Annotated in this window: 14 protein-coding genes and 1 pseudogene; 10 read left to right on the plus strand and 5 right to left on the minus strand. The window is 73.5% G+C overall.

The annotated features are described in order from the left end of the window. Nucleotides 1-77 precede the first annotated feature (77 nt). On the plus strand, nt 78-848 hold the full coding sequence (locus tag ABD299_RS08365; RefSeq protein ID WP_344259949.1) for an SDR family NAD(P)-dependent oxidoreductase: 771 nt from the start codon (nt 78-80) through the stop codon (nt 846-848). Beyond that, nucleotides 827-1,906 (plus strand): threonine aldolase family protein, encoded by a 1,080-nt coding sequence (locus ABD299_RS08370; protein WP_344259951.1) that lies wholly within the window; start codon nt 827-829, stop codon nt 1,904-1,906. Before ABD299_RS08365 ends, ABD299_RS08370 begins: the two co-directional genes overlap by 22 nt. 10 nt (nt 1,907-1,916) lie before the next feature. Here ABD299_RS08370 and ABD299_RS08375 read toward each other — a convergent pair whose 3' ends face one another. Beyond that, nucleotides 1,917-2,627, minus strand: coding sequence for a lysophospholipid acyltransferase family protein (locus ABD299_RS08375; protein ID WP_344259953.1), 711 nt, complete (start codon nt 2,625-2,627; stop codon nt 1,917-1,919). Nucleotides 2,628-3,106: 479 nt separating this feature from the next. On the opposite strand from ABD299_RS08375, the gene ABD299_RS08380 reads away from it, so the two are divergent. Together ABD299_RS08380 and ABD299_RS08385 are read left to right on the plus strand one after the other, a co-directional pair. Next, a complete protein-coding gene (locus ABD299_RS08380) occupies nt 3,107-3,892 on the plus strand; it encodes an electron transfer flavoprotein subunit beta/FixA family protein (RefSeq protein WP_344259955.1) in 786 nt (261 codons plus the stop codon). A gap of 61 nt (nt 3,893-3,953) precedes the next feature. Beyond that, nucleotides 3,954-4,916 carry an electron transfer flavoprotein subunit alpha/FixB family protein gene (locus tag ABD299_RS08385; RefSeq protein WP_344259957.1) on the plus strand — a complete coding sequence of 321 codons (963 nt, stop codon included), beginning with the start codon at nt 3,954-3,956 and terminating at the stop codon, nt 4,914-4,916. A gap of 41 nt (nt 4,917-4,957) precedes the next feature. Here the strand turns inward: ABD299_RS08385 and ABD299_RS08390 are convergent, their stop codons facing one another. Continuing rightward, the gene (locus ABD299_RS08390) at nt 4,958-5,176 is read right to left on the minus strand and encodes a hypothetical protein (RefSeq protein WP_344259959.1); all 219 of its coding nucleotides are present in this window, start codon (nt 5,174-5,176) and stop codon (nt 4,958-4,960) included. A 334-nt stretch (nt 5,177-5,510) separates the two neighbouring features. On the opposite strand from ABD299_RS08390, the gene ABD299_RS08395 reads away from it, so the two are divergent. Both ABD299_RS08395 and ABD299_RS08400 read left to right on the plus strand, forming a co-directional pair. After that, nucleotides 5,511-6,476 (plus strand): ROK family protein, encoded by a 966-nt coding sequence (locus ABD299_RS08395; protein WP_344259961.1) that lies wholly within the window; start codon nt 5,511-5,513, stop codon nt 6,474-6,476. A 29-nt stretch (nt 6,477-6,505) separates the two neighbouring features. Then, nucleotides 6,506-7,525: an NUDIX hydrolase gene (locus ABD299_RS08400; RefSeq protein ID WP_344260019.1), complete on the plus strand. Its 1,020-nt coding sequence runs from the start codon at nt 6,506-6,508 to the stop codon at nt 7,523-7,525. Nucleotides 7,526-7,561: 36 nt separating this feature from the next. On the opposite strand, the gene ABD299_RS08405 is transcribed toward ABD299_RS08400, so the two are convergent. Next, complete coding sequence (locus tag ABD299_RS08405) at nt 7,562-8,941, minus strand: dipeptidase (protein WP_344259963.1); 1,380 nt, start codon at nt 8,939-8,941, stop codon at nt 7,562-7,564. A gap of 111 nt (nt 8,942-9,052) precedes the next feature. Between ABD299_RS08405 and ABD299_RS08410 the strand changes: the two are divergent. The 3 genes and pseudogenes from ABD299_RS08410 (at nt 9,053) to cds1 (ending at nt 12,884) form a co-directional block, all read left to right on the plus strand. Further along, nucleotides 9,053-10,344 (plus strand): annotated as a pseudogene (locus tag ABD299_RS08410) (geranylgeranyl reductase family protein). Nucleotides 10,345-10,425: 81 nt separating this feature from the next. Further along, a complete protein-coding gene (locus ABD299_RS08415) occupies nt 10,426-11,640 on the plus strand; it encodes an ROK family protein (RefSeq protein WP_344259965.1) in 1,215 nt (404 codons plus the stop codon). Nucleotides 11,641-11,735: 95 nt separating this feature from the next. Continuing rightward, nucleotides 11,736-12,884 carry an L-cysteine desulfhydrase Cds1 gene (cds1, locus tag ABD299_RS08420; protein WP_425581284.1) on the plus strand — a complete coding sequence of 383 codons (1,149 nt, stop codon included), beginning with the start codon at nt 11,736-11,738 and terminating at the stop codon, nt 12,882-12,884. A 17-nt stretch (nt 12,885-12,901) separates the two neighbouring features. Here cds1 and ABD299_RS08425 read toward each other — a convergent pair whose 3' ends face one another. Beyond that, nucleotides 12,902-13,720: a DeoR/GlpR family DNA-binding transcription regulator gene (locus ABD299_RS08425; RefSeq protein ID WP_344259967.1), complete on the minus strand. Its 819-nt coding sequence runs from the start codon at nt 13,718-13,720 to the stop codon at nt 12,902-12,904. A gap of 207 nt (nt 13,721-13,927) precedes the next feature. Here ABD299_RS08425 and ABD299_RS08430 point away from each other — a divergent pair, with 207 nt between their 5' ends. Next, nucleotides 13,928-16,321 (plus strand): hypothetical protein, encoded by a 2,394-nt coding sequence (locus ABD299_RS08430; protein ID WP_344259969.1) that lies wholly within the window; start codon nt 13,928-13,930, stop codon nt 16,319-16,321. Here the strand turns inward: ABD299_RS08430 and ABD299_RS08435 are convergent. Next, nucleotides 16,291-18,753, minus strand: coding sequence for a right-handed parallel beta-helix repeat-containing protein (locus ABD299_RS08435; RefSeq protein ID WP_344259971.1), 2,463 nt, complete (start codon nt 18,751-18,753; stop codon nt 16,291-16,293). The two genes, ABD299_RS08430 and ABD299_RS08435, sit on opposite strands and share 31 nt — an antisense overlap. Nucleotides 18,754-18,829 lie beyond the last annotated feature (76 nt).

The following is an 18,829-nucleotide window of genomic DNA, read 5'->3' on the forward strand; positions in this document are numbered from 1 at the left end:
CCCGGACACCTGTCCGGGGCCGGGGCGCGCCCGGCCGGCTCTCGCACGGCATCATGGGACCAGGAGGAGGCAGGAGCATGAGTACGCAGCATGCCGGTGACGCGGAGAGCGGCCGGCTCGAGGGCGCGGTGGTCGCGGTGGCCGGAGCCGGAGGGCCCGCGGGCCACGCCGCGCTGCTGCGGCTGGCAGAGGCCGGAGCGGTCGTGGTGGCCGCCGACGCGGATGCGGAACGGCTGGCGCAGGGTGTGGACGCCGCGCGGTACGCGCACGGCGGGGCCACGGTCACGGGCGACACCGTGGACCTGCTGGACCCCGCGGCCACCCGGGAGTGGGCTGCCCGGACGGAGCGGGAGTTCGGCCGGGTGGACGGCCTGGTCCACCTGGTGGGCGGGTGGCGGGGCTCTCGCTCCTTCGCCGAGACCGACCTGGGGGACTGGTCGGTCCTGCACGACCTGCTGGTGCGCACCGTCCAGCACACCTCACTGGCATTCGCCCCCGCCCTCAGCCGCAGCGGCAACGGCAGATACCTGCTGATCAGCGCTGCCGGGGCGAGCCGCCCGACCGCGGGGAACGCCGCCTACGCCGCGGCCAAGGCAGCCGCCGAGGCGTGGACGCTGGCCATGGCCGACAGCTTCCGCAAGGAAGCCGGAGATGCCGGGCCGCGGGCCGCGGCCGCCATCCTCGTGATCAAGGCGCTGGTGCACGACGCGATGCGCGCCCAGCGCCCGGACGCCGCCTTCGCGGGCTTCACGGACGTCCGTGACCTGGCCGAGGCGATCTGCGGAACCTGGAACAAGCCGACCGAGGAAGTGAACGGACACCGCCTGTGGCTCACACCCCAGCCGTAGCGACCGGCGCCAGGCGCCGCCACGACCCCGCCGCCCGGGGCTTCGCCAGTGACAACTACGCCGGTGCACACCCGGAGATCCTGGCGGCGCTCGCCCTGGCCAATGGCGGGCACCAGCCCGCCTATGGCGGCGATGCCTACACGGCACACCTGCAGCACCTCATACGCAGTCACTTCGGTGCCCGCGCGGAGGCCTTTCCGGTGTTCAACGGGACGGGGGCCAATGTCGTGGCCCTGCAGGCCCTCACCGACCGCTGGGGCGCGGTCGTCACCGCCGATACCGCGCACGTGCACGTCGACGAGTGCGGGGCGCCGGAACGTATGGGCGGGCTGAAGCTCCTCACCGTTCCGACCGAGGACGGAAAGCTCACCCCCGAGCTCATCGACCGCGAGGCGTACGGCTGGGACGACGAACACCGGGCGATGCCGCAGGTGGTCTCGATCACCCAGAACACCGAACTGGGAACCGTCTACACACCGGACGAGATCAGGGCGCTGTGCGACCACGCGCACGAGCGCGGCATGCGCGTCCATCTCGACGGCGCCCGCATCGCCAACGCCGCGGCCTCCCTGGATGTCCCCATGCGGGCGTTCACCAATGTGGCGGGTGTGGACGTGCTGTCCTTCGGCGGCACCAAGAACGGCATGCTCTACGGCGAGGCTGTCGTGGTGCTGAACCCTGACGCCGTCCGGGGGATGAAGCACCTGCGGAAGATGTCCATGCAGCTGGCCTCCAAGATGCGGTTCGTCTCCGTGCAACTGGAGGCCCTCCTGTCCGGGGACCTGTGGCTGCGCAGCGCGCGCCACGCCAACACCATGGCACGCCGGCTGGCAGAGGGGGCCGGGGCGGTGGAGGGCGTGCAGATCCTGCACCCGGTGCAGGCCAACGCGGTCTTCGCCCGGCTTCCGAAGGAGGCGGGGGAGCGCCTGCAGAAGCGCTACCCGTTCTACTTCTGGGACGAGGCGGCCGCCGAGGTCCGCTGGATGTGTTCGTTCGACACGACCGAGGCGGACGTCGACGGCTTCGTCGCCGCGCTGCGTGAGGAGATGGCCGGCTGACCCGCGGGAACTACACCGCGGGGGCCGGGGGCGCCGTACCGCCGAGGTGGGCGGGCAGCCACCAGGCGTCCTCGGGGCCCTTCGGCTTGTCCGGGTAGGCGCGCTGAGCCGCCTCCAGGAGGTCCTGCATCCGCTCCCGCAGCCGGCTCGTGAGCGTGGCGGCGGACTCCTGGGGGTCGGCGGGCATCGGCTCGCCGACCCGCACGGTGATCGGGAAGTGATTGCGCCCGAAGTTCCTCTTGTGCCCCTTCGTCCACAGCCGCTGGGTGCCCCACAGCGCCACGGGCAGCAGCGGGACACCGGCCTCCTGCGCCATCCGGGCGGCGCCGGTCTTGAACTTCTTGAGGGTGAAGGACTGGGAGATCGTCGCCTCGGGGAAGACGCCGATGATCTCCCCCGAACGCAGCGAGGTCAGCGCGTGCCGGAAGGCGTCCTCGCCCTGGGCGCGGTCCACCGGAATGTGCTTCATGGCGCGCATCAGGGGCCCCGACACCTTGTGCCGGAAGACCGACTCCTTTGCCATGAAGCGCACCAGCCGCTTCGCGGGACGGGCGGTGAGGCCGGCGAAGACGAAGTCGAGGTAACCGATGTGGTTGCTGACCAGCACGGCACCGCCGGTCCGCGGGATGTGCTCGGTGCCGGCGATGTCGAACCGGAGGTCCAGCACCTTGAACAGGGTGCGGGCCGCTCCGATGACCGGCGGGTACACAAGCTCTGCCATACGGGGGGACTCTCTTCCTTCTGCTTCATGCGTCGGCCGGGGACTGGGCTGCCCGGCCGAGGCTTCCCGAACCTACGTCACCGTAACTTCCCGCGCCTGCGCATCGTGCCCCAAAGCGCCGTCGGCGGCTACCCCCGGGCGCGGTGTCCGGGGAGATCCTCGTCACGCCGCACGGGCTCCACGCGCCGGCATCCCCGGGAGCCCGCCCCGGAGGCGGGCACGTACCCTGGCGGGACGGGCCCGCCCTTCGCGCCCCGGCCGGACCTGCTACCCGCTGCCGGCGCGGACATCCGCTCGGCGCGGAGTAGGGAAGCTCACAGTGCGGGGAGCCCCGGGCCAGGGAATAGACTGGGTGTACTGACGAGTAACACGTCGGGCGGGCCCGCCGCGCGCTGCCGCCCGGAGCCAGCTGGTCAGGCCGCATATGCTGCCTGAGCAAGGCAGCCGAGTCATGGACCGATAGCAGTAGGAGAGCCGGCGTGAGCCTGAGGATCGTTGTCTGTGTGAAGTACGTACCCGACGCCACCGGCGACCGGCAGTTCGCCGATGACCTGACGACCGACCGGGACGCCGTGGACGGGCTGCTGTCGGAGCTCGACGAGTACGCCGTCGAGCAGGCGCTGCAGATCGCCGAGAATGCCGACGACGCCGAGGTCACCGTGGTGACCGTGGGCCCGGAGGACGCCAACGACGCGCTGCGCAAGGCGCTGTCGATGGGGGCCGACAAGGCCGTGCACGTGGAGGACGACGACCTGCACGGCACCGACGCGGTGGGCACCTCGCTGGTGCTGGCCAAGGCCGTCGAGCACGTGGGCTACGACCTGGTGGTCTGCGGCATGGCCTCCACCGACGGCGTCATGGGGGTGCTCCCGGCGATGCTGGCCGAGCGGCTGGGTGTGCCTCAGGTCACCCTGCTCTCCGAGCTCTCCGTCGCCGACGGAACCGTCAGCGGCCGCCGCGACGGCGACACCGCCTCCGAGCAGCTGCAGGCCGCGCTGCCCGCCGTGATCTCGGTCACCGACCAGTCCGGCGAGGCGCGCTATCCCTCCTTCAAGGGGATCATGGCCGCGAAGAAGAAGCCGGTGGAGTCGCTGGACCTGGACGACCTGGGCATCGACGCCGAGGAGGTCGGCCTGGAGGGCGCCTGGACCGCGGTCGAGGACGCCACCAAGCGCCCCCCGCGCACCGCGGGCGAGATCGTCACGGACGAGGGCGAGGGCGGCAAGCAGCTCGCCGCGTTCCTCGCGGGCCAGAAGTTCATCTGAGGGCCGGCCGGCCCGTCACCCCCAAGCCGTCCTCAACTCTTTCGCAGGAGATCCGATCCCCATGGCTGAAGTCCTTGTCTACGTCGATCACGTGGACGGAACCGTCCGCAAGCCGACCCTGGAGCTGTTGACCCTTGCCCGCCGCCTGGGCGACCCGGTGGCCGTGCACCTGGGCCCCGGGGCCGAGACCGCCGCGCCGGTGCTCGCCGAGTACGGCGCGGTGAAGATCCTGGCGGCCGACGCACCCGAGTTCGCCGACTACCTGGTGGTGCCCAAGGTCGACGGGCTGCAGGCCGCCGCCGGCGCGGTGTCCCCGGCCGCCGTCCTGGTGCCCTCCTCCGCGGAGGGCAAGGAGATCGCCGCCCGCCTCGCGGTCCGGCTGGGCTCGGGCATCATCACCGACGCCGTCGACCTGACCGCCGGCGAGGAGGGGCCGGTCGCGACCCAGTCGGTGTTCGCCGCCTCCTACACCACCCGCTCGCGGGTCAGCCGCGGCGTCCCGGTGATCACGGTCAAGCCGAACGCCACCGCTCCGGAGGCCGCCCCGGTCGACGTGGCCGTCGAGCAGCTCGAGGTCTCCTTCGGCGAGCAGGCGACCGGGACCCGGATCGTCTCCCGGACCCCGCGCGAGTCCACCGGGCGCCCCGACCTGACCGAGGCGGCGATCGTCGTCTCCGGCGGGCGCGGCGTCAACGGCGCGGAGAACTTCCCGCTCATCGAGGCTCTCGCCGACTCGCTCGGCGCAGCGGTCGGCGCGTCCCGCGCCGCCGTGGACGCCGGCTGGTACCCGCACTCCAGCCAGGTGGGCCAGACCGGCAAGACGGTCTCCCCCCAGCTGTACATCGCGGCCGGCATCTCCGGTGCCATCCAGCACCGGGCCGGCATGCAGACCTCGAAGACCATCGTGGCCATCAACAAGGACGCCGAGGCCCCGATCTTCGAACTGGTCGACTACGGCGTCGTCGGCGACCTCTTCGAGGTCGTCCCGGCCCTGACCGAGGAGGTCAAGGCCCGCAAGGGCTGAGCCGGAGCCCCGGTCCTTCCCGCGGCACCCGTCGCCCGCCCTCAGGCGGCTGCGACGGGTGCCGCCCGGCGTACGCGGCGCACCAGCCCGCGGCGCCGGCGCGGTGCGGCACCGGAGGCGGGCAGGGGCCCGGGCTCGCTCCGTGCCAGGCTCGCCAGCCGGTCCGACTCGTGTCCGGGCACCGGCGGCGGGGGGCCGATGCCCAGATCCGGCCGGAGGCCTTCGGCGGTGAGCGCGGCGAGCAGCGAGAAGTGGTCCATGGTGTCCTCCCGGATCATCGTTGGGCAGCGGCGCCGCCCGGCCATCAGCTTCCGGTGCGGACATGACGTCCCCTTTGCCCGTCCGTCACACCCGCGTGGCTCTTTGCCCGCGGACGGTGAACAGGTGATGACGGATCCCCCGAGACGTCCCACGTGGCCGTGAGTCGGCGTCGGTGCCACGGAGTGCCGAACGCGCCTCCGCGAGGCCGACGTCACCGGCTTCACCGGGACCGGGCCGGTCCGCATCGGGGGCTCCGGCGGGGTGGGCCCGGCAGGTACCGCCGAGGGCCGGAGGGCTGGACAAGGGGAGCGGTGCGGGCAAGGCTGCGTGTCCATGGCCACTGATCTTGTCGCCGCCGTGGACATCGGCGGTACGAAAACCGCGGCGGCTCTGGTCGGCCGCGGCGGAGAAATCCTGGAGCGCGTGCAGCGCCCCACTCCGGCCCGTGAGCCCGCCGAGCGGGTTCTCGGGACGGTGACGGACGCGGTCGCGGAACTGGCCGCGGGCCCGCTGTGGCCGCGGGTGACAGCGGTCGGGATCGGGAGCGCCGGTCCGGTGGATGCCCGCGCCGGAACGGTGAGCCCGGTGAACATCCCGCACTGGAGGGACTTCCCTCTGGTGGAGAGGGTGCGCGAGGCCACCGGAGGGCTGCCGGTGACGCTGGTCGGGGACGGCGCGGCGATCGCCGCCGGGGAGCACTGGCGCGGCGCCGCCAGGGGCCGGGACAACGTGCTGTGCATGGTGGTCTCCACCGGGGTCGGCGGCGGGCTGATCCTCGACGGACGGTTGCGCCCGGGGCCGACCGGGAATGCCGGCCACATCGGTCACATCAGTGTGGACCTCGACGGCGACCGGTGCCCCTGCGGAAGCCGCGGCTGCGTCGAGCGCATCGCCAGCGGTACGAACATCGCCCGCTGGGCCCGTGAGGAGGGCTGGCGCCCGGCAGGGGCGGACCGGGACGCCGGAGCCGCGGGGGTGGCGAGGGCGGCTCGCCGGGGGGAGCCCGTCCCGCTTGCCGCCTTCGAACGGTCCGCCCGGGCGCTGGCCGCCGGGATCGCCGCGACCGCGGCACTGGTGGAGATCGAGGCGGTGGTGATCGGCGGCGGGGTGAGCCTGGCGGGCGAGGTGCTGTTCGCGCCGCTGCGCCGGGCTCTGGGGGAGTACGCGACCTTGCCGTTCGTCCGGGGAGTGGAGGTTCTGGTGGCCGGACTCGGTACCGATGCCGGTCTCGTGGGAGCCGCTGCCGCCGGCTGGAGCGAACCGGACACGTTTTCGGTGAGGGGTGCAGCGGGCAACTGACTCACGTGCGGATGGAGGAGGGGGAATTCGTGATCATCTGGCTCAACGGCGCATTCGGCGCCGGGAAATCCACCGCGGCCCGGGAGCTGCTGGACCTGTTGCCGGGCAGCACGCTCTACGATCCGGGGCTGGTGGGCGCCGGGCTGCGGCTGATGCTCACCAAGGAGAGGCTGGCCGAGGTGGACGACTGCCAGGACCTCCCGGCCTGGCGGAGGCTGGTGGTCGACACCGCCGCCGCGCTGCTGGGAGAGATTCCCGGCCCCCTCATCGCTCCCATGACGCTGCTGCGCCAGGAGTACCGGGACGAGATCTTCGGAGGACTCGCCGCCCGCGGTATTCCGGTGCAGCACTTCCTGCTGCATGTGGAAGAAACGTTCCTCCGCGAGCGCATCGATGCCAGGACAGGCTCCGACGGCGAGGCCGTGCGCAGCTGGTGCCTGGCACGCCTGCCGGAGTACACCGCGGCCCTGCCGTGGCTCACGGCGGATGCCTGCACCGTGGAGACGACCCGTCTCACCCCCCGGCAGACCGCCGAGCGGCTGGCGGCCGTCGCCGAGACCGGCGATGCGACGTGCGAGATCGTGCAGACCCCCGCGCCCAGGGCCCAGACCCTGGCCGCCGGGGTCCTGCTCTTCGACGACCGGGACCGGGTGCTGCTGGTGGACCCGACCTACAAACCCGGCTGGGAGTTTCCCGGCGGGGTGGTGGAGGCCGGTGAACCCCCTGCCCGGGCCGCCGTCCGGGAGGTCGCCGAGGAACTCGGGCTCGACCTGGAGCAGGAGCCGGCCCTGCTGATCGTGGACTGGGAGCCGCCGCGGCCGCCGAGAGTGGGAGGTCTGCGGCTGCTCTTCGACGGCGGCCGGCTGGAACGCGAACGGCTGGCGCAGGTCCTGCTGCCCGGCGACGAGCTTCGGGGCTGGCGCTTCGCCCGCGAGGACGAGGCCGCCGGTATGCTCTCGCCGGGCCGGTTCGCCCGGCTGCAGTGGGCGCTGCGTGCCCGGGAGCAGGGCCGGGCCCTCAACCTGGAGGCGGGGGGGCCCGTCGGCTGACCGGCACCCCCGCCGGGTCCCGCCCGCCAGGAGGGCTCAGCGGCGGCTCGCCGAGGCCGCGTACTCGCGCAGGAACAGCGCCTCGGTCACCGCCATCCGCTCCAGTTCCCCCGGGTCGACGCTCTCGTCCACCGCGTGGATCTGCGCGGCGGGGTCGCTCAGTCCGATCAGCAGGATCTCCGCCTCCGGATAGAGCCCGGCCAGCGTGCTGGTCAGCGGGATCGACCCGCCCTGTCCGATGACCTCCATCTCCGCGCCGTCGTAGGCCCGGCGCATCGCGGCCGCCATCGACACGTACGCGGGACTGCCGGTGTCCGCCCGGAACGGCTGGCCCGACCCCACCGGTTCCACGGTCACCCGCGCTCCCCAGGGGGCGCGGGACTCCAGGTGCGCCGCCAGCAGCCGTCCCGCCTCCTCGGCGTCCATGCCCGGCGGCACCCGCAGGCTCACCAGGGCACGGGCGCTCGCCTGCACCGAGGGGGTGGCTCCCACCACCGGCGGGCAGTCGATGCCGAGTACCGTGGCGGCCGGGCGCGCCCAGACCCGGTCGGCCACCGACCCCGACCCCATCAGGCCGACGCCGTCGAGCACCCGGGCGTCCTGCCGGAACTGCTTGTCCGGGTACGCCGTGCCCTCCCAGGTGCCGTCGGCCGGCAGACCGTCCACCGTGGTGGAGCCGTCCGCGGCGTGCAGCGAGCCGAGGATGCGCACCAGGGCCGCCAGTGCGTCGGGCGCGGCACCACCGAACGCCCCCGAGTGCAGGTTGCCCGCCAGGGTGTCCACCCGGACCCGGACGGCTGTCATGCCGCGGAGCACGGCGGTGACCGTCGGCCGGCCCGCCTGGAAGTTGCCCGTGTCACCGATGACAATGGTGTCGGCGGTCAGCAGACCGGGGTGCTGCTCGGCGTACCGTTCCAGGCCCCCGGTGCCCTGTTCCTCGGACCCCTCGGCGATCACCTTGACGCCGACGGGCACTCCGCCGCCCGCCCGCAGGGCCCGCAGCGCCAGCAGGTGCATGATGACGCTGCCCTTGCAGTCCGCGGCGCCGCGGCCGTACCAGCGGCCGTCCCGCTCGGTCAGTTCGAAGGGCGGCGAGGTCCACGCCGCCTCGTCCAGCGGGGGCTGGACGTCGTAGTGCGAGTAGAGAAGCACCGTGGGCGCACCCTCGGGCCCGGGCAGGTGGCCGTAGACCGAGGTCGTCCCGTCAGGGGTGTCCAGCAGGGAGACCTCGGCGAAGCCCTCGGCGCGCAGGGCGGCGGCCACCCAGGCGGCGGCCGCCTCGCACTCCTCGACCGGGAACTGCTCGGGGTCGGCCACCGACCGGAACGCCACCAGCTCCGCGAGCTCCTCGCGGGCCCTGGGCATGAGCGACGCGACGGTGGCGGCGACGGCGGAGGCCTCGGCTGTGTCCTGCATGGAACGCTCCTCGTGGGCGCGGCGTGTCGCACACCTGCGGGCAGGTGCGCGGGAATTCGGGGTGCCGCCGATCATCCCACAACGGGGTTCGCGCCCCCGTCGCGCCGTAGGATGCCGTGCGGTGGCCGAAGGACGAGCAGGCAGCGGGAGCGACAGCACATCGTGAGCAGCGACAGCGGAGCCCGGAACCCCGGGGAGGGCGTGGTGTGGGACGTCGTGGTCGTGGGGGCGGGGCCCGCCGGGGCCTCCGCCGCCCGGGCGGGCGCCGAGGCGGGGNGGCGGGCCGTCGGGTGCTGCTGCTGGAGAAATCCGAGCTGCCGCGCTACAAGACCTGCGGCGGCGGCATCATCGGCCCCTCCCGGGACGCGCTGCCGCCCGGCTTCGAACTCCCGCTGCGGGACCGGGTCCACGCGGTGACCTTCTCGCTGAACGGCAGGATGACCCGCACCCGCCGCTCCCGGCGGATGCTCTTCGGTCTGGTCAACCGTCCCGAGTTCGACCAAGGGCTGGTCGAGGCGGCGGTGCGGGCCGGAGCAGAGGTCCGGACCGGGGCGGCCGTCTCCCGGGTGGAGCAGCACGGTCCGGCGGTGCCGGACCGGCGCACGGTGGCAGTGGTGCTGGCCGGCGGCGAGACGCTGCTGACCCGCGCGGTGGTCGGTGCGGACGGCAGCGCCAGCCGGATAGGAGCCCATGTCGGGGTCCGCGTGGAGCAGGTGGACCTGGGCCTGGAGGCGGAGATTCCCGTCCCGCCGGAGGTCGCCGCCGACTGGTCCGGGCGGGTGCTCATCGACTGGGGGCCGATGCCCGGCTCCTACGGCTGGGTCTTCCCCAAGGGCGACACCCTCACCGTCGGAGTGATCTCCGCCCGTGGTGACGGGGCCGCGACCAAGCGCTATCTGGAGGACTTCACCGGCCGGCTGGGGCTGGCCGGCTTCGAGCCGGCCATCTCCTCGGGCCATCTCACCCGCTGCCGCACCGAGGACTCCCCGCTGTCCCGCGGTCGGGTCCTGGTCTGCGGGGACGCGGCCGGGCTGCTGGAGCCACTGACCCGCGAAGGTATCTCCTTCGCTCTGCGTTCGGGCCGGCTCGCCGGGCAGTGGGCGGTCCGCCTGGCCGAGGCCCCCGACGCGGTGGACGCCCGGCGTCAGGCGCTGAACTACACCTTCGCCATCAAGTCGGGACTGGGCGTGGAGATGGGGGTCGGCCGCCGGATGCTGGCCGCCTTCGCAAGCCGTCCGCGGCTGATGCACACGGCGATGATCGGCTTCCGGCCTGTCTGGTCCGCGTTCACCCAGATCACCCAGGGGTCGAGCACGCTGGCGGGCATCATGCGCACCTCCCCGGCGGCGCGTCGCGCGCTGGCCGCTCTGGAACCCCAGGAACAGCAGCAGAACCCGTCGTGAGACCGCGTCCTCCGGGGTGCTCCGGGACGGGAAGCCGGTGACCGGATTTGTTCACGGGCGTCACAAAGCGAGAATGGCACGGTGACCCACACTCGTAGCAGGCTGGACAGAGGCCGCAACGCCCTCGGACCCGCGCTGGAGCTCGTCCACACCGGCCGGGCGCCCACCCGCGCCGTGCTGACCACCGAGCTCGGGGTGACCCGTGCCACCGCCGGTGCCGTCGCCACCGAACTGGCGACCCTCGGACTGATCACAGTGGACCCGCGCCCGGGGACGGCGACCGGCTCCCAGGGCCGCCCCTCGCACCGGCTGGCCGTCGCCGAGGACGGTCCGGTCGCCCTGGCCGCGCAGGTGCACACCGACGGTTACCGGGCCGCCCTGGTCGGACTCGGCGGTCGCATCGTGGCCACCGCGCCGGCCTGTGAAGCCGTCGACCCGGACCCCGCCCAGGTTCTCGGCGAAGTCGTCGCCGCGGGCGCCGGGCTGCTGAGGGAGACCGGCCGGCGCTGCATCGGCGCCGGTCTCGCGGTGCCCTCCGCGGTGGCCGAACCGGAGGGCACCGCACTGAACCCGCTCCACCTGCCCTGGCCGGCGGGCGCGCCGGTCCGGGAGATCTTCAACCGCTGCCTGACGGAGGCCGGCGTCCCGGTCGAGGGGCACTGCGGAAACGACGTCAATCTCTCCGCGCTGGCCGAGCACCGGCACGGCGCCGGGCAGGGGGCGGCTCACCTGTTGTGCGTGGCCACCGGCCACCGTGGGGTCGGCGGTGCGCTGGTGCTCGACGGCCGCCTGCACACCGGCAGTTCGGGACTGGCACTGGAGGTAGGACACCTGACGGTCGACCCCCAGGGGCGCCCCTGCCACTGCGGCAGCCGCGGCTGCCTGGACGTGGAGACGGATCCGCTGGCCCTGCTGGAGGCGGCCGGCCGCCGGCCCGGGCCGGAAGGCTCGCTGCTGGACCAGGCAGGCGCCCTCATCGGGGCGGAGTACCCGACGGACGACGCGGTGCGCGACGCGACCCGGCAGCTGATCGACCGCCTGGGGCTGGGGCTGGCCGGTCTGGTGAACATCCTCAACCCGGATCGCATCGTTCTCGGCGGCCTGCACCGGGCCCTGCTGCTGGCGGACGCCCCGCGGCTGCGCGCGGTCGTGGCGGAGCGCAGCCTGTGGGGGCGCGGGGGAAGCGTGGCGATCCTGCCGTGCACGCTGGACCACGGCAGCCTGGTCGGGGCGGCCGAACTGGCCTGGCAGCCGGTCCTGGACGATCCGCTGGCCCTGGCCGTGACGGCCGGGTAGCGGCGGCCCGGTGCCGGAGGGCCGGGGGCCCGCGGCCGGTCCGGCTCCGCGCCGGAGACGGGCCCCGGGCCGGCCGGTCGGCCTATCATCGCTGGGTGAGCACTTCGCAGGCACGCCCCGGTTCCCAGGCCACGGCCGTCCCGGCCGCCGGAACGCCGGACGTCGACCGCAGCGATCCGGCCTACCGGCGCTGGCTCAAGGACGCCGTGCGCAAGATCCAGGCGGAGGCCCGGCGCAGCGCCGACACCCACCTGCTGCGGTTCCCGCTGCCCGAGCACTGGGGCATCGACCTCTACCTGAAGGACGAGTCCACCCACCCGACGGGGAGCCTGAAGCACCGGCTGGCCCGCTCGCTGTTCCTCTACGGGCTGTGCAACGGCTGGATCCGGCCGGGGCGGCCGGTCATCGAGGCGTCCAGCGGTTCCACGGCGGTCTCCGAGGCGTACTTCGCCGCGCTGATCGGCGTTCCCTTCATCGCGGTCATGCCGCGCACCACCAGTGCGGAGAAGACCCGGCTCATCGAGTTCCACGGCGGCCGCTGCCATCTGGTGGACGATCCGCACACGGTCTACGAGGTGTCCGCCCGCCTCGCCCGGGAGACCGGCGGGCACTACATGGACCAGTTCACCTATGCCGAGCGGGCGACCGACTGGCGCGGCAACAACAACATCGCCGAGTCCGTCTACGGCCAGCTCCGGCTGGAGCGGTATCCCGAGCCCGCCTGGATCGTGGCCACCGCGGGCACCGGCGGCACGTCCGCCACCATCGCCCGCTACGTCCACTACATGCAGTACGACACCCGGGTGTGTGTCGCCGACCCGGAGAACTCCTGCTTCTTCGACGGCTGGGTGACCTCGGACCCGGACGCGGCCAGCGACTGCGCCTCCCGTATCGAGGGCATCGGACGTCCCCGGATGGAACCGAGCTTCGTGCCCGGTGCGATCGACCGCATGATGAAGGTTCCCGACGCCGCCAGTGTGGCCGCCGCGCGGGCGCTGGAGCAGGCCATCGGCCGGAAGGCGGGCGGCTCCACCGGCACCGGGCTGTGGAGCGCGCTGAAGATCGTGGCGGAGATGGTGGCCGAGGGCCGGACCGGTTCGGTCGTCACTCTGCTGTGCGATTCCGGGGACCGCTACCTCGACAAGTACTACTCGGACGCCTGGCTGGCCGGTCAGGGGCTGGACATCACCCCGCACGCGGCCGTGATCGACGGCTTTCTGGCCACCGGCCGCTGGGCCGCCTGACCGCCGCCGCGGCCGGGTCAGCCCGCGGACGCCGGGGCGACGATGAGCTCGGGGACCAGCTCGGCCAGCTGCTGCCGGGCGGACGCGGGCAGGCCCCCGTCCGTCACCAGGGTGTCCGCCTCCTCCAGTGAGGCGAAGGAACTCAGCCCCGTCTTGCCCCACTTGGTGTGATCGGCGACGACAACCAGCCGTCGCGCCGAGCGGATGAAGTGCCGGTTGGTCTCCGCCTCGGCAAGGTTCGGCGTCGAGAGCCCGGCCTCCACCGAGATGCCGTGCGCCCCCAGAAAGAGCAGGTCGAAGTGGAGGGAGGAAATCGCCGCGTCGGCCACCGGGCCCACCAGGGCGTCCGACGGGGTCCGCACCCCGCCGGTGAGCACCACCGTCGTGCCTCCCGCGGCGGGCTCCGGGCCGGCCGCAGCGGTGTGGAACACGTCCGCCACCCGCACCGAGTTGGTGACGACGGTCAGCCCCGGTACTTCCAGCAGCCGCCGTGCCACGGCGAAGGTGGTCGTGCCGCCGGAGAGGGCCACCGCGCTCCCCGGGGAGGCGAGCGCGGCGGCCGCCGCAGCGATGTCGTTCTTCGCGGACGTTTCCAGCCCCGACTTCGCCTCGAAGCCCGGTTCGTGCGTCAGCCCTTCGGAAACCGGCACCGCTCCGCCGTGCACCTTCTGCAGCGCGCCCTCGCGGGCCAGTACGTCCAGGTCGCGGCGCACCGTCATGTCCGAGACCTGCAGCAGCCTGGTGAGTTCGCTGACCCGCGCCCCGCCCCGTCTGCGGACCTCGTCCAGGATGAGCGCGCGCCGCTGTCCCGCCAGCAGATTCTGATTGTCGCTCACCGGGAGGTCCGTCCTTTCGACCTGCGATCATCCGTGCGCGCCATCCTCGCACGGCGTTGCCACCCGGAGCAGGGCCTGTCACGATTCGGCTACTCTCCGCCGCATCGGCCCTGCCGGACGGGGGAAACGGGCAATCGCAGGGAAGGATGCGGGCAGCGGGCGCGCGAGGCGGCCTGTGAGGCGTGGGGACCCGGGGAGGCGCAGCCCATGACGGCAGGAAGCACGAGCACACCGCGGGAGCCGGACCCCAGGACCGCGGAGGGGACGGAAGCGACCGCGGAGCCCGCCATGGAACTCCTCGTGCACGGGGTGGGTGGTGCGACACCGCAGGACATGCTGGAGGATCCGCGCACGGTCCGGGTGACCGGCGACGGTACCGCCGGCATCCGCCGGCGCACCGATGACGCCCCGGACCGTCCCCTCGACGAACGGCGACCGGTGCGGGAGGCCTACTCCTGGTCCAACCTCACCTCCGGCAACGGCGCGCGCGCCTTATGGCTGCTGCTCCTGCCCTTCATGATCGCCAACGTGGCGCACTGGATGCGGCCCGCGGCCCGCGGTCGCCGGCGTGCCCATGAGCTCTTCGACAGGCTGGTGCGGCTGATCGCCCTCTCGCTCACCGTGCTGCTCGTCTCGGGTGCCTGTGCGGTCTCCCTCGACCTGGTCGCCTGGCAGTGCGGCGGAGATCCCGCGTGTGCGCGGAACACTTCCTGGCTGGCGTTCATGGCCGCCGAGGAGGGCGGATGGGAGCACCCGGGGCGCCGGATGGTGCTGGCGGCCGTGCTGCCGGTGTCCTTGACCATGCTGCTGTTCTGGCTCTCCCGGCGCACCTGGAGCGCGTACGAGTCGGCCTCCCCGCCGGTCCGTGCCCGGACCGGGGAGCAGGCCTCCGCGCTGCTCAGCCTGCCCGGCTTCTGGTACGGACGGGGCATCGTCTCCAGGCTCCGTGCCGCGCACACCGCGGCCGGTCTGCTCACCGTGACGGTCGCTCTGCTCACCGCCGCCGGACCCCACGACCGGGAGGCCGGCGGGCCGGTGCCGGCCCTCCTCGGCGGTCTGCTGACCGGGCTGGCCGCCGCCGGCGGCCTGGCCGTGATCGTCCTGGTCACCCGGCACGGGAGGACCGAGACCGAGATGGACGAGAAGCCCGTCCCCCGCCCGGTGCGTCTGCTGCCGTGGGGGGCCGGTGGGCTGCTGGTGCTCTCCGCGGTGTACGCCGCCTGGGAGCGGCCAGGCTGGGAGAGTTCCGGACAGCTCCCGGCAGGCTGGATCTTTCCGTTCATCAGCGTGCTCCAGGGTGTGCTGGTGGTGGTCCTGGCCCTGACGGCGCACCGGATGCACCGCTCGGTTCCCGCCGGCGAGCGCGGGGCACTCGCCGGGCTCGGCGGGGCGGCCGTGGCGTTGCTCGGCTGCGCGCTGGGCGGCGTGCTGACCGGCGGCGTCGTACAGCGCTTCGCCGACTGGCTCGCCCCCGGGGCGGTGGCCGGCGGGCTCGACGGCCCCATACCCGGTCCGCCGCTGCTACTGAGCTGGCAGGCGGCGGCGCTGCCCTCGCTGCTGGGGGTGGCGCTGGTGGCCGGACTGCTGGCGGCCGTCGGGGTGTACCGCCGGAGCCGGAAGCGGGCGCCGCTGGTACCGGACGCCTACCCGGACGAGAACTGCGAGCCCCACCCGGAACGCAGCATCCGGATCGCCTCGGCGGTCGAACGGGCGGCGCTCACCGACGCCGCACCCCGGCTTGTCGGGTGGATGACCGCCGTGGCGCTCGTGCTCGGGGTGGTGGCGGTGACCGGTTCCCAGCTGACCGGGAGGACACCGGGGGCGGCGGCCGAGCAGGCCCCCGCGCTGCTGGCAGCCTACGCGGACGTCTCCCAGGCGCTCGGCTCGTGGCTCATGGGGATAGGTGTGGTGGTGATGGTGGCGATGGGACGCCGGGCCTACCGGGACGCCTCCGCCCGCCGCACCATCGGCATCATCTGGGACGTCGGGACGTTCTGGCCGCGGGCCGCGCATCCCTTCGCTCCGCCGTGCTATGCCGAGCGTGCCGTGCCCGACCTCTCCTGGCGGATGGGCACCTGGGTCGACGCCACCGGCGGCCGGGTGGTGATCTCCGGTCACTCCCAGGGGAGCGTGCTCGCCGCGGCAGCCGTCTGGCAGCTGGACGCGCCCACCCGCTCGCGGATCGCCCTGCTCACCTACGGGTCCCCGCTCGAGCGGCTCTACAGCCGTTGGTTCCCGGCCTACTTCGGTCCACGGGCGCTCGCCTCGCTGCACCGGGACGTGCCCTGCTGGCGGAACCTGTGGCGGGCGACGGATCCCATCGGCGGTCCGGTCGGGGTGGGCGGCGGCAGCGGTGTTCCCCCGGTCGACCGGGAGCCGCTGCGCGACCCCCTGAACTACGGCCGCAACCTGATGCGCCCGCTCCCCGAGCCGATCCTGGGCCATGGCGGGTACACCTCGGACCCCGCCTACGAGGAGGAGCGGGCGGCACTGCTGCGGCGCCTGGCGCGCGGCGGGGTGCCGGTCCCCGGGCAGGCCGGGCCGGCAGGCGGGGGACCCGCCGCGGTGAATCACCCGCAGCCGGGCAGATCCTCGGCATAGAGCAGGGTGAGCTCGGCCGTGCTGGGCTCCGAAAGCTGCGCCACGCGGCCCGCGTGCCGCTCCACCATCGATTCGAATGTCTGGCGCGCGGTGCGCCCGTTGCCGAACGCCGGGCCCTTCGGCAGGTCGGCGAAGTGCTTCAGCAGCGCTTCCCGCGCACCGTCGGCGAGGTCGTACTCGTGCTCGCGCGCCTGCTGCTCCACGATGCTGAGCAGCTCCTCGGGGGAGTAGTCGCCGAAGGAGATGGTGCGGGAGAACCGCGAGGCGACTCCGGGGTTCACCGCCAGGAAGCGTTCCATCTCCGCGGTGTAACCGGCGACGATGACCACGACCTCGTCCCGGTGGTCCTCCATCAGCTTCACCAGGGTGTCGATGGCCTCCCGCCCGAAGTCCCGGCCGGCGTCCTCGGGGGAGAGCGCGTACGCCTCGTCGATGAACAGCACCCCGCCCCGTGCCCGGTCGAAGGCCTCCTGGGTGCGGATCGCGGTCGAGCCGATGTGCTCGCCGACCAGGTCGACGCGGGAGACCTCCACCAGGTGGCCCTTCTCCAGGACATCGAGTGAGGCGAGGATCTCCCCGTACAGACGGGCGACCGTGGTCTTCCCGGTGCCGGGGGAGCCGGTGAACACCAGATGGCGGCGGACCGAGGCCGCCTTGAGACCGGCCTCCAGACGCCGCCGGCCCACCTCGATCATGTCGATGAGGGCGCGCACCTCCCGCTTCACGCTCGTCAGTCCCACCAGGGACTCCAGTTCGGCCAGCACGTCGGTGGCCGGACGGCGGCCCCGGCCGCCTTCCTCCGGCTCCGCCGTGTCCGCCGGTTGTTCCCGGCCGGCGGGGGCCGGGGCGGGCGGAAGGACCGCCGCCGCGGGACGAGCGCCCAGCAGCCCCGCGGGTGCGGCCGGCGCCGGGACGGCGGCCGTGGCCGGCGCCGCCTTCACCGCGGTCCGGGCACCGGGCGGAACACTCTCGTCGCTGCGGCAGTCCGTCAGCACCGGGCTGTCCTCGGTGAACACGTATCCGCCGCGGGCGCAGCGCTCGGTGCGGCAGCGGGTCAGTTCACTGCGGCATCCGTCGATGATGTGGAAGCCGTAGCCGCGTGACCCGCTCACCCGGCAGTCGGTGAAGGTGCCGCGTCCGCGGGCCGACACGTACACGCCCGCCTCGCCCGGATCGCTGACCGTGCAGCCGGTGACCGACGGGTCGGCCTCCTTGGCGACGATGATCCCGGTGGTGGTGTCCTCGATGGTGCAGCCGGTCACCGTGCCACCGCTGCCCGGGTCGCGGAACCAGGCGCCGGTCCCCGCCTCCTTGATGCGGGAGGAGTCCAGCCGTACGGCCGCTCCGTCGCTGACGGACACCGCCGAGCCGCGGACCTGGCTGATCTCGCTGTCCACGACGTCGGCACGGGAGCCGGAGTCCAGCACGAACAGCGCGTCGGGCACGTGGTGCACGCGGCAGTCGTCGAGGACCGCGGTGGCTCCGTCGCTGACCCAGACGGCGGGGTAGCCCCCGGTGCTTTCGTGGATCTCGCAGTGATGTGCGTCCGCGTGCGTCCCCGGGTCCCAGACGGACAGCCCGTTGCGCCCGAAGCGGTGCACGGTGCAGCGCACCAGGGTCAGAACCGAACGGGACCGCAGGTCCAGGGCGTTCTCGGGAATGTCGAGCAGCCGGCTGTCGGTGAGGGTGAGCACCGCGTCGGTGTCGAGGGTGACGCCGTCGCCCGTGGTGGCGCTGATCCGGCAGTCGGTGAGGTGGGCGACTGCCCGGTCGGTGAGCCGCACCCCGGTGCCCTTGACGTCCTGGATGGAGCAGTCCAGCGCGTCGACGGAACCGCCGTCGCCGGTGACGGACAGCCCCGAGCCCTGGGCGTGCCGGACCCGGCAGCGCTCCAGACGCAGATGGGCGGGGCCGCTCACGGCGATGCCGGGCCGGCCGGACGCGGTCACCTCGCAGTCCTCGAAGAGGGCGCCCGCGCCTCCGGCCACCGCGATGCCCTGTCCGGCGGGATTGTCGACGGTGCAGCCGCGCACGGTGGGACGGGCACCTCCCCGCACCTCGAAGCCGGAAGCGGAGGAGGTGTGCACATCGAGCCCCGAGAGCTCGGGGGTGCCGCCCTCGATGAGAACCGCGGGGGCCGTGCTGTCCTGTCCCTCCAGCCGTACATCCCGCACGGTCGCGGAGCCGCGCACGGTCAAGGGGACGCCGTCGGGTGGTGCGATACGGGCCGGACCGTCCGCGGAGCCGCCCGGGCCGCGCAGCACGACGCCCTGCTCGATGACCACGTTCTCCCGGTAGATCCCCGGTGCGAGCGTCAGGGTGTCGCCGTCCGTGGCCACGGCGAGGGCCTCGCCGACCGTGCTGTAGACGGCGGTCCGGCGCCGCCAGCGCGATGTTCCGGAGTACGTCACCTGCACCGAGCCCTCTGCCATGGACGGTCGTGCCCCAAACCTCGTGCGTCGAACTGCGTGTGATCACGCGAACTGGAGGCACCACCGTAGCGTGCTG

It is taken from the genome of Streptomyces sodiiphilus, assembly GCF_039529215.1.
Classification (GTDB): domain Bacteria; phylum Actinomycetota; class Actinomycetes; order Streptomycetales; family Streptomycetaceae; genus Streptomyces; species Streptomyces sodiiphilus.

Bases quoted from the DNA above. Each gene is read 5' to 3' on its own strand.
- ABD299_RS08365 (WP_344259949.1), top strand. From the start codon at position 78: ATGAGTACGCAGCATGCCGGTGACGCGGAGAGCGGCCGGCTCGAGGGC.
- ABD299_RS08375 (WP_344259953.1), bottom strand. From the start codon at position 2,627: ATGGCAGAGCTTGTGTACCCGCCGGTCATCGGAGCGGCCCGCACCCTG.
- ABD299_RS08385 (WP_344259957.1), top strand. From the start codon at position 3,954: ATGGCTGAAGTCCTTGTCTACGTCGATCACGTGGACGGAACCGTCCGC.
- ABD299_RS08390 (WP_344259959.1), bottom strand. From the start codon at position 5,176: ATGGACCACTTCTCGCTGCTCGCCGCGCTCACCGCCGAAGGCCTCCGG.
- ABD299_RS08395 (WP_344259961.1), top strand. From the start codon at position 5,511: ATGGCCACTGATCTTGTCGCCGCCGTGGACATCGGCGGTACGAAAACC.
- ABD299_RS08405 (WP_344259963.1), bottom strand. From the start codon at position 8,941: ATGCAGGACACAGCCGAGGCCTCCGCCGTCGCCGCCACCGTCGCGTCG.
- ABD299_RS08430 (WP_344259969.1), top strand. From the start codon at position 13,928: ATGACGGCAGGAAGCACGAGCACACCGCGGGAGCCGGACCCCAGGACC.
- ABD299_RS08435 (WP_344259971.1), bottom strand. From the start codon at position 18,753: ATGGCAGAGGGCTCGGTGCAGGTGACGTACTCCGGAACATCGCGCTGG.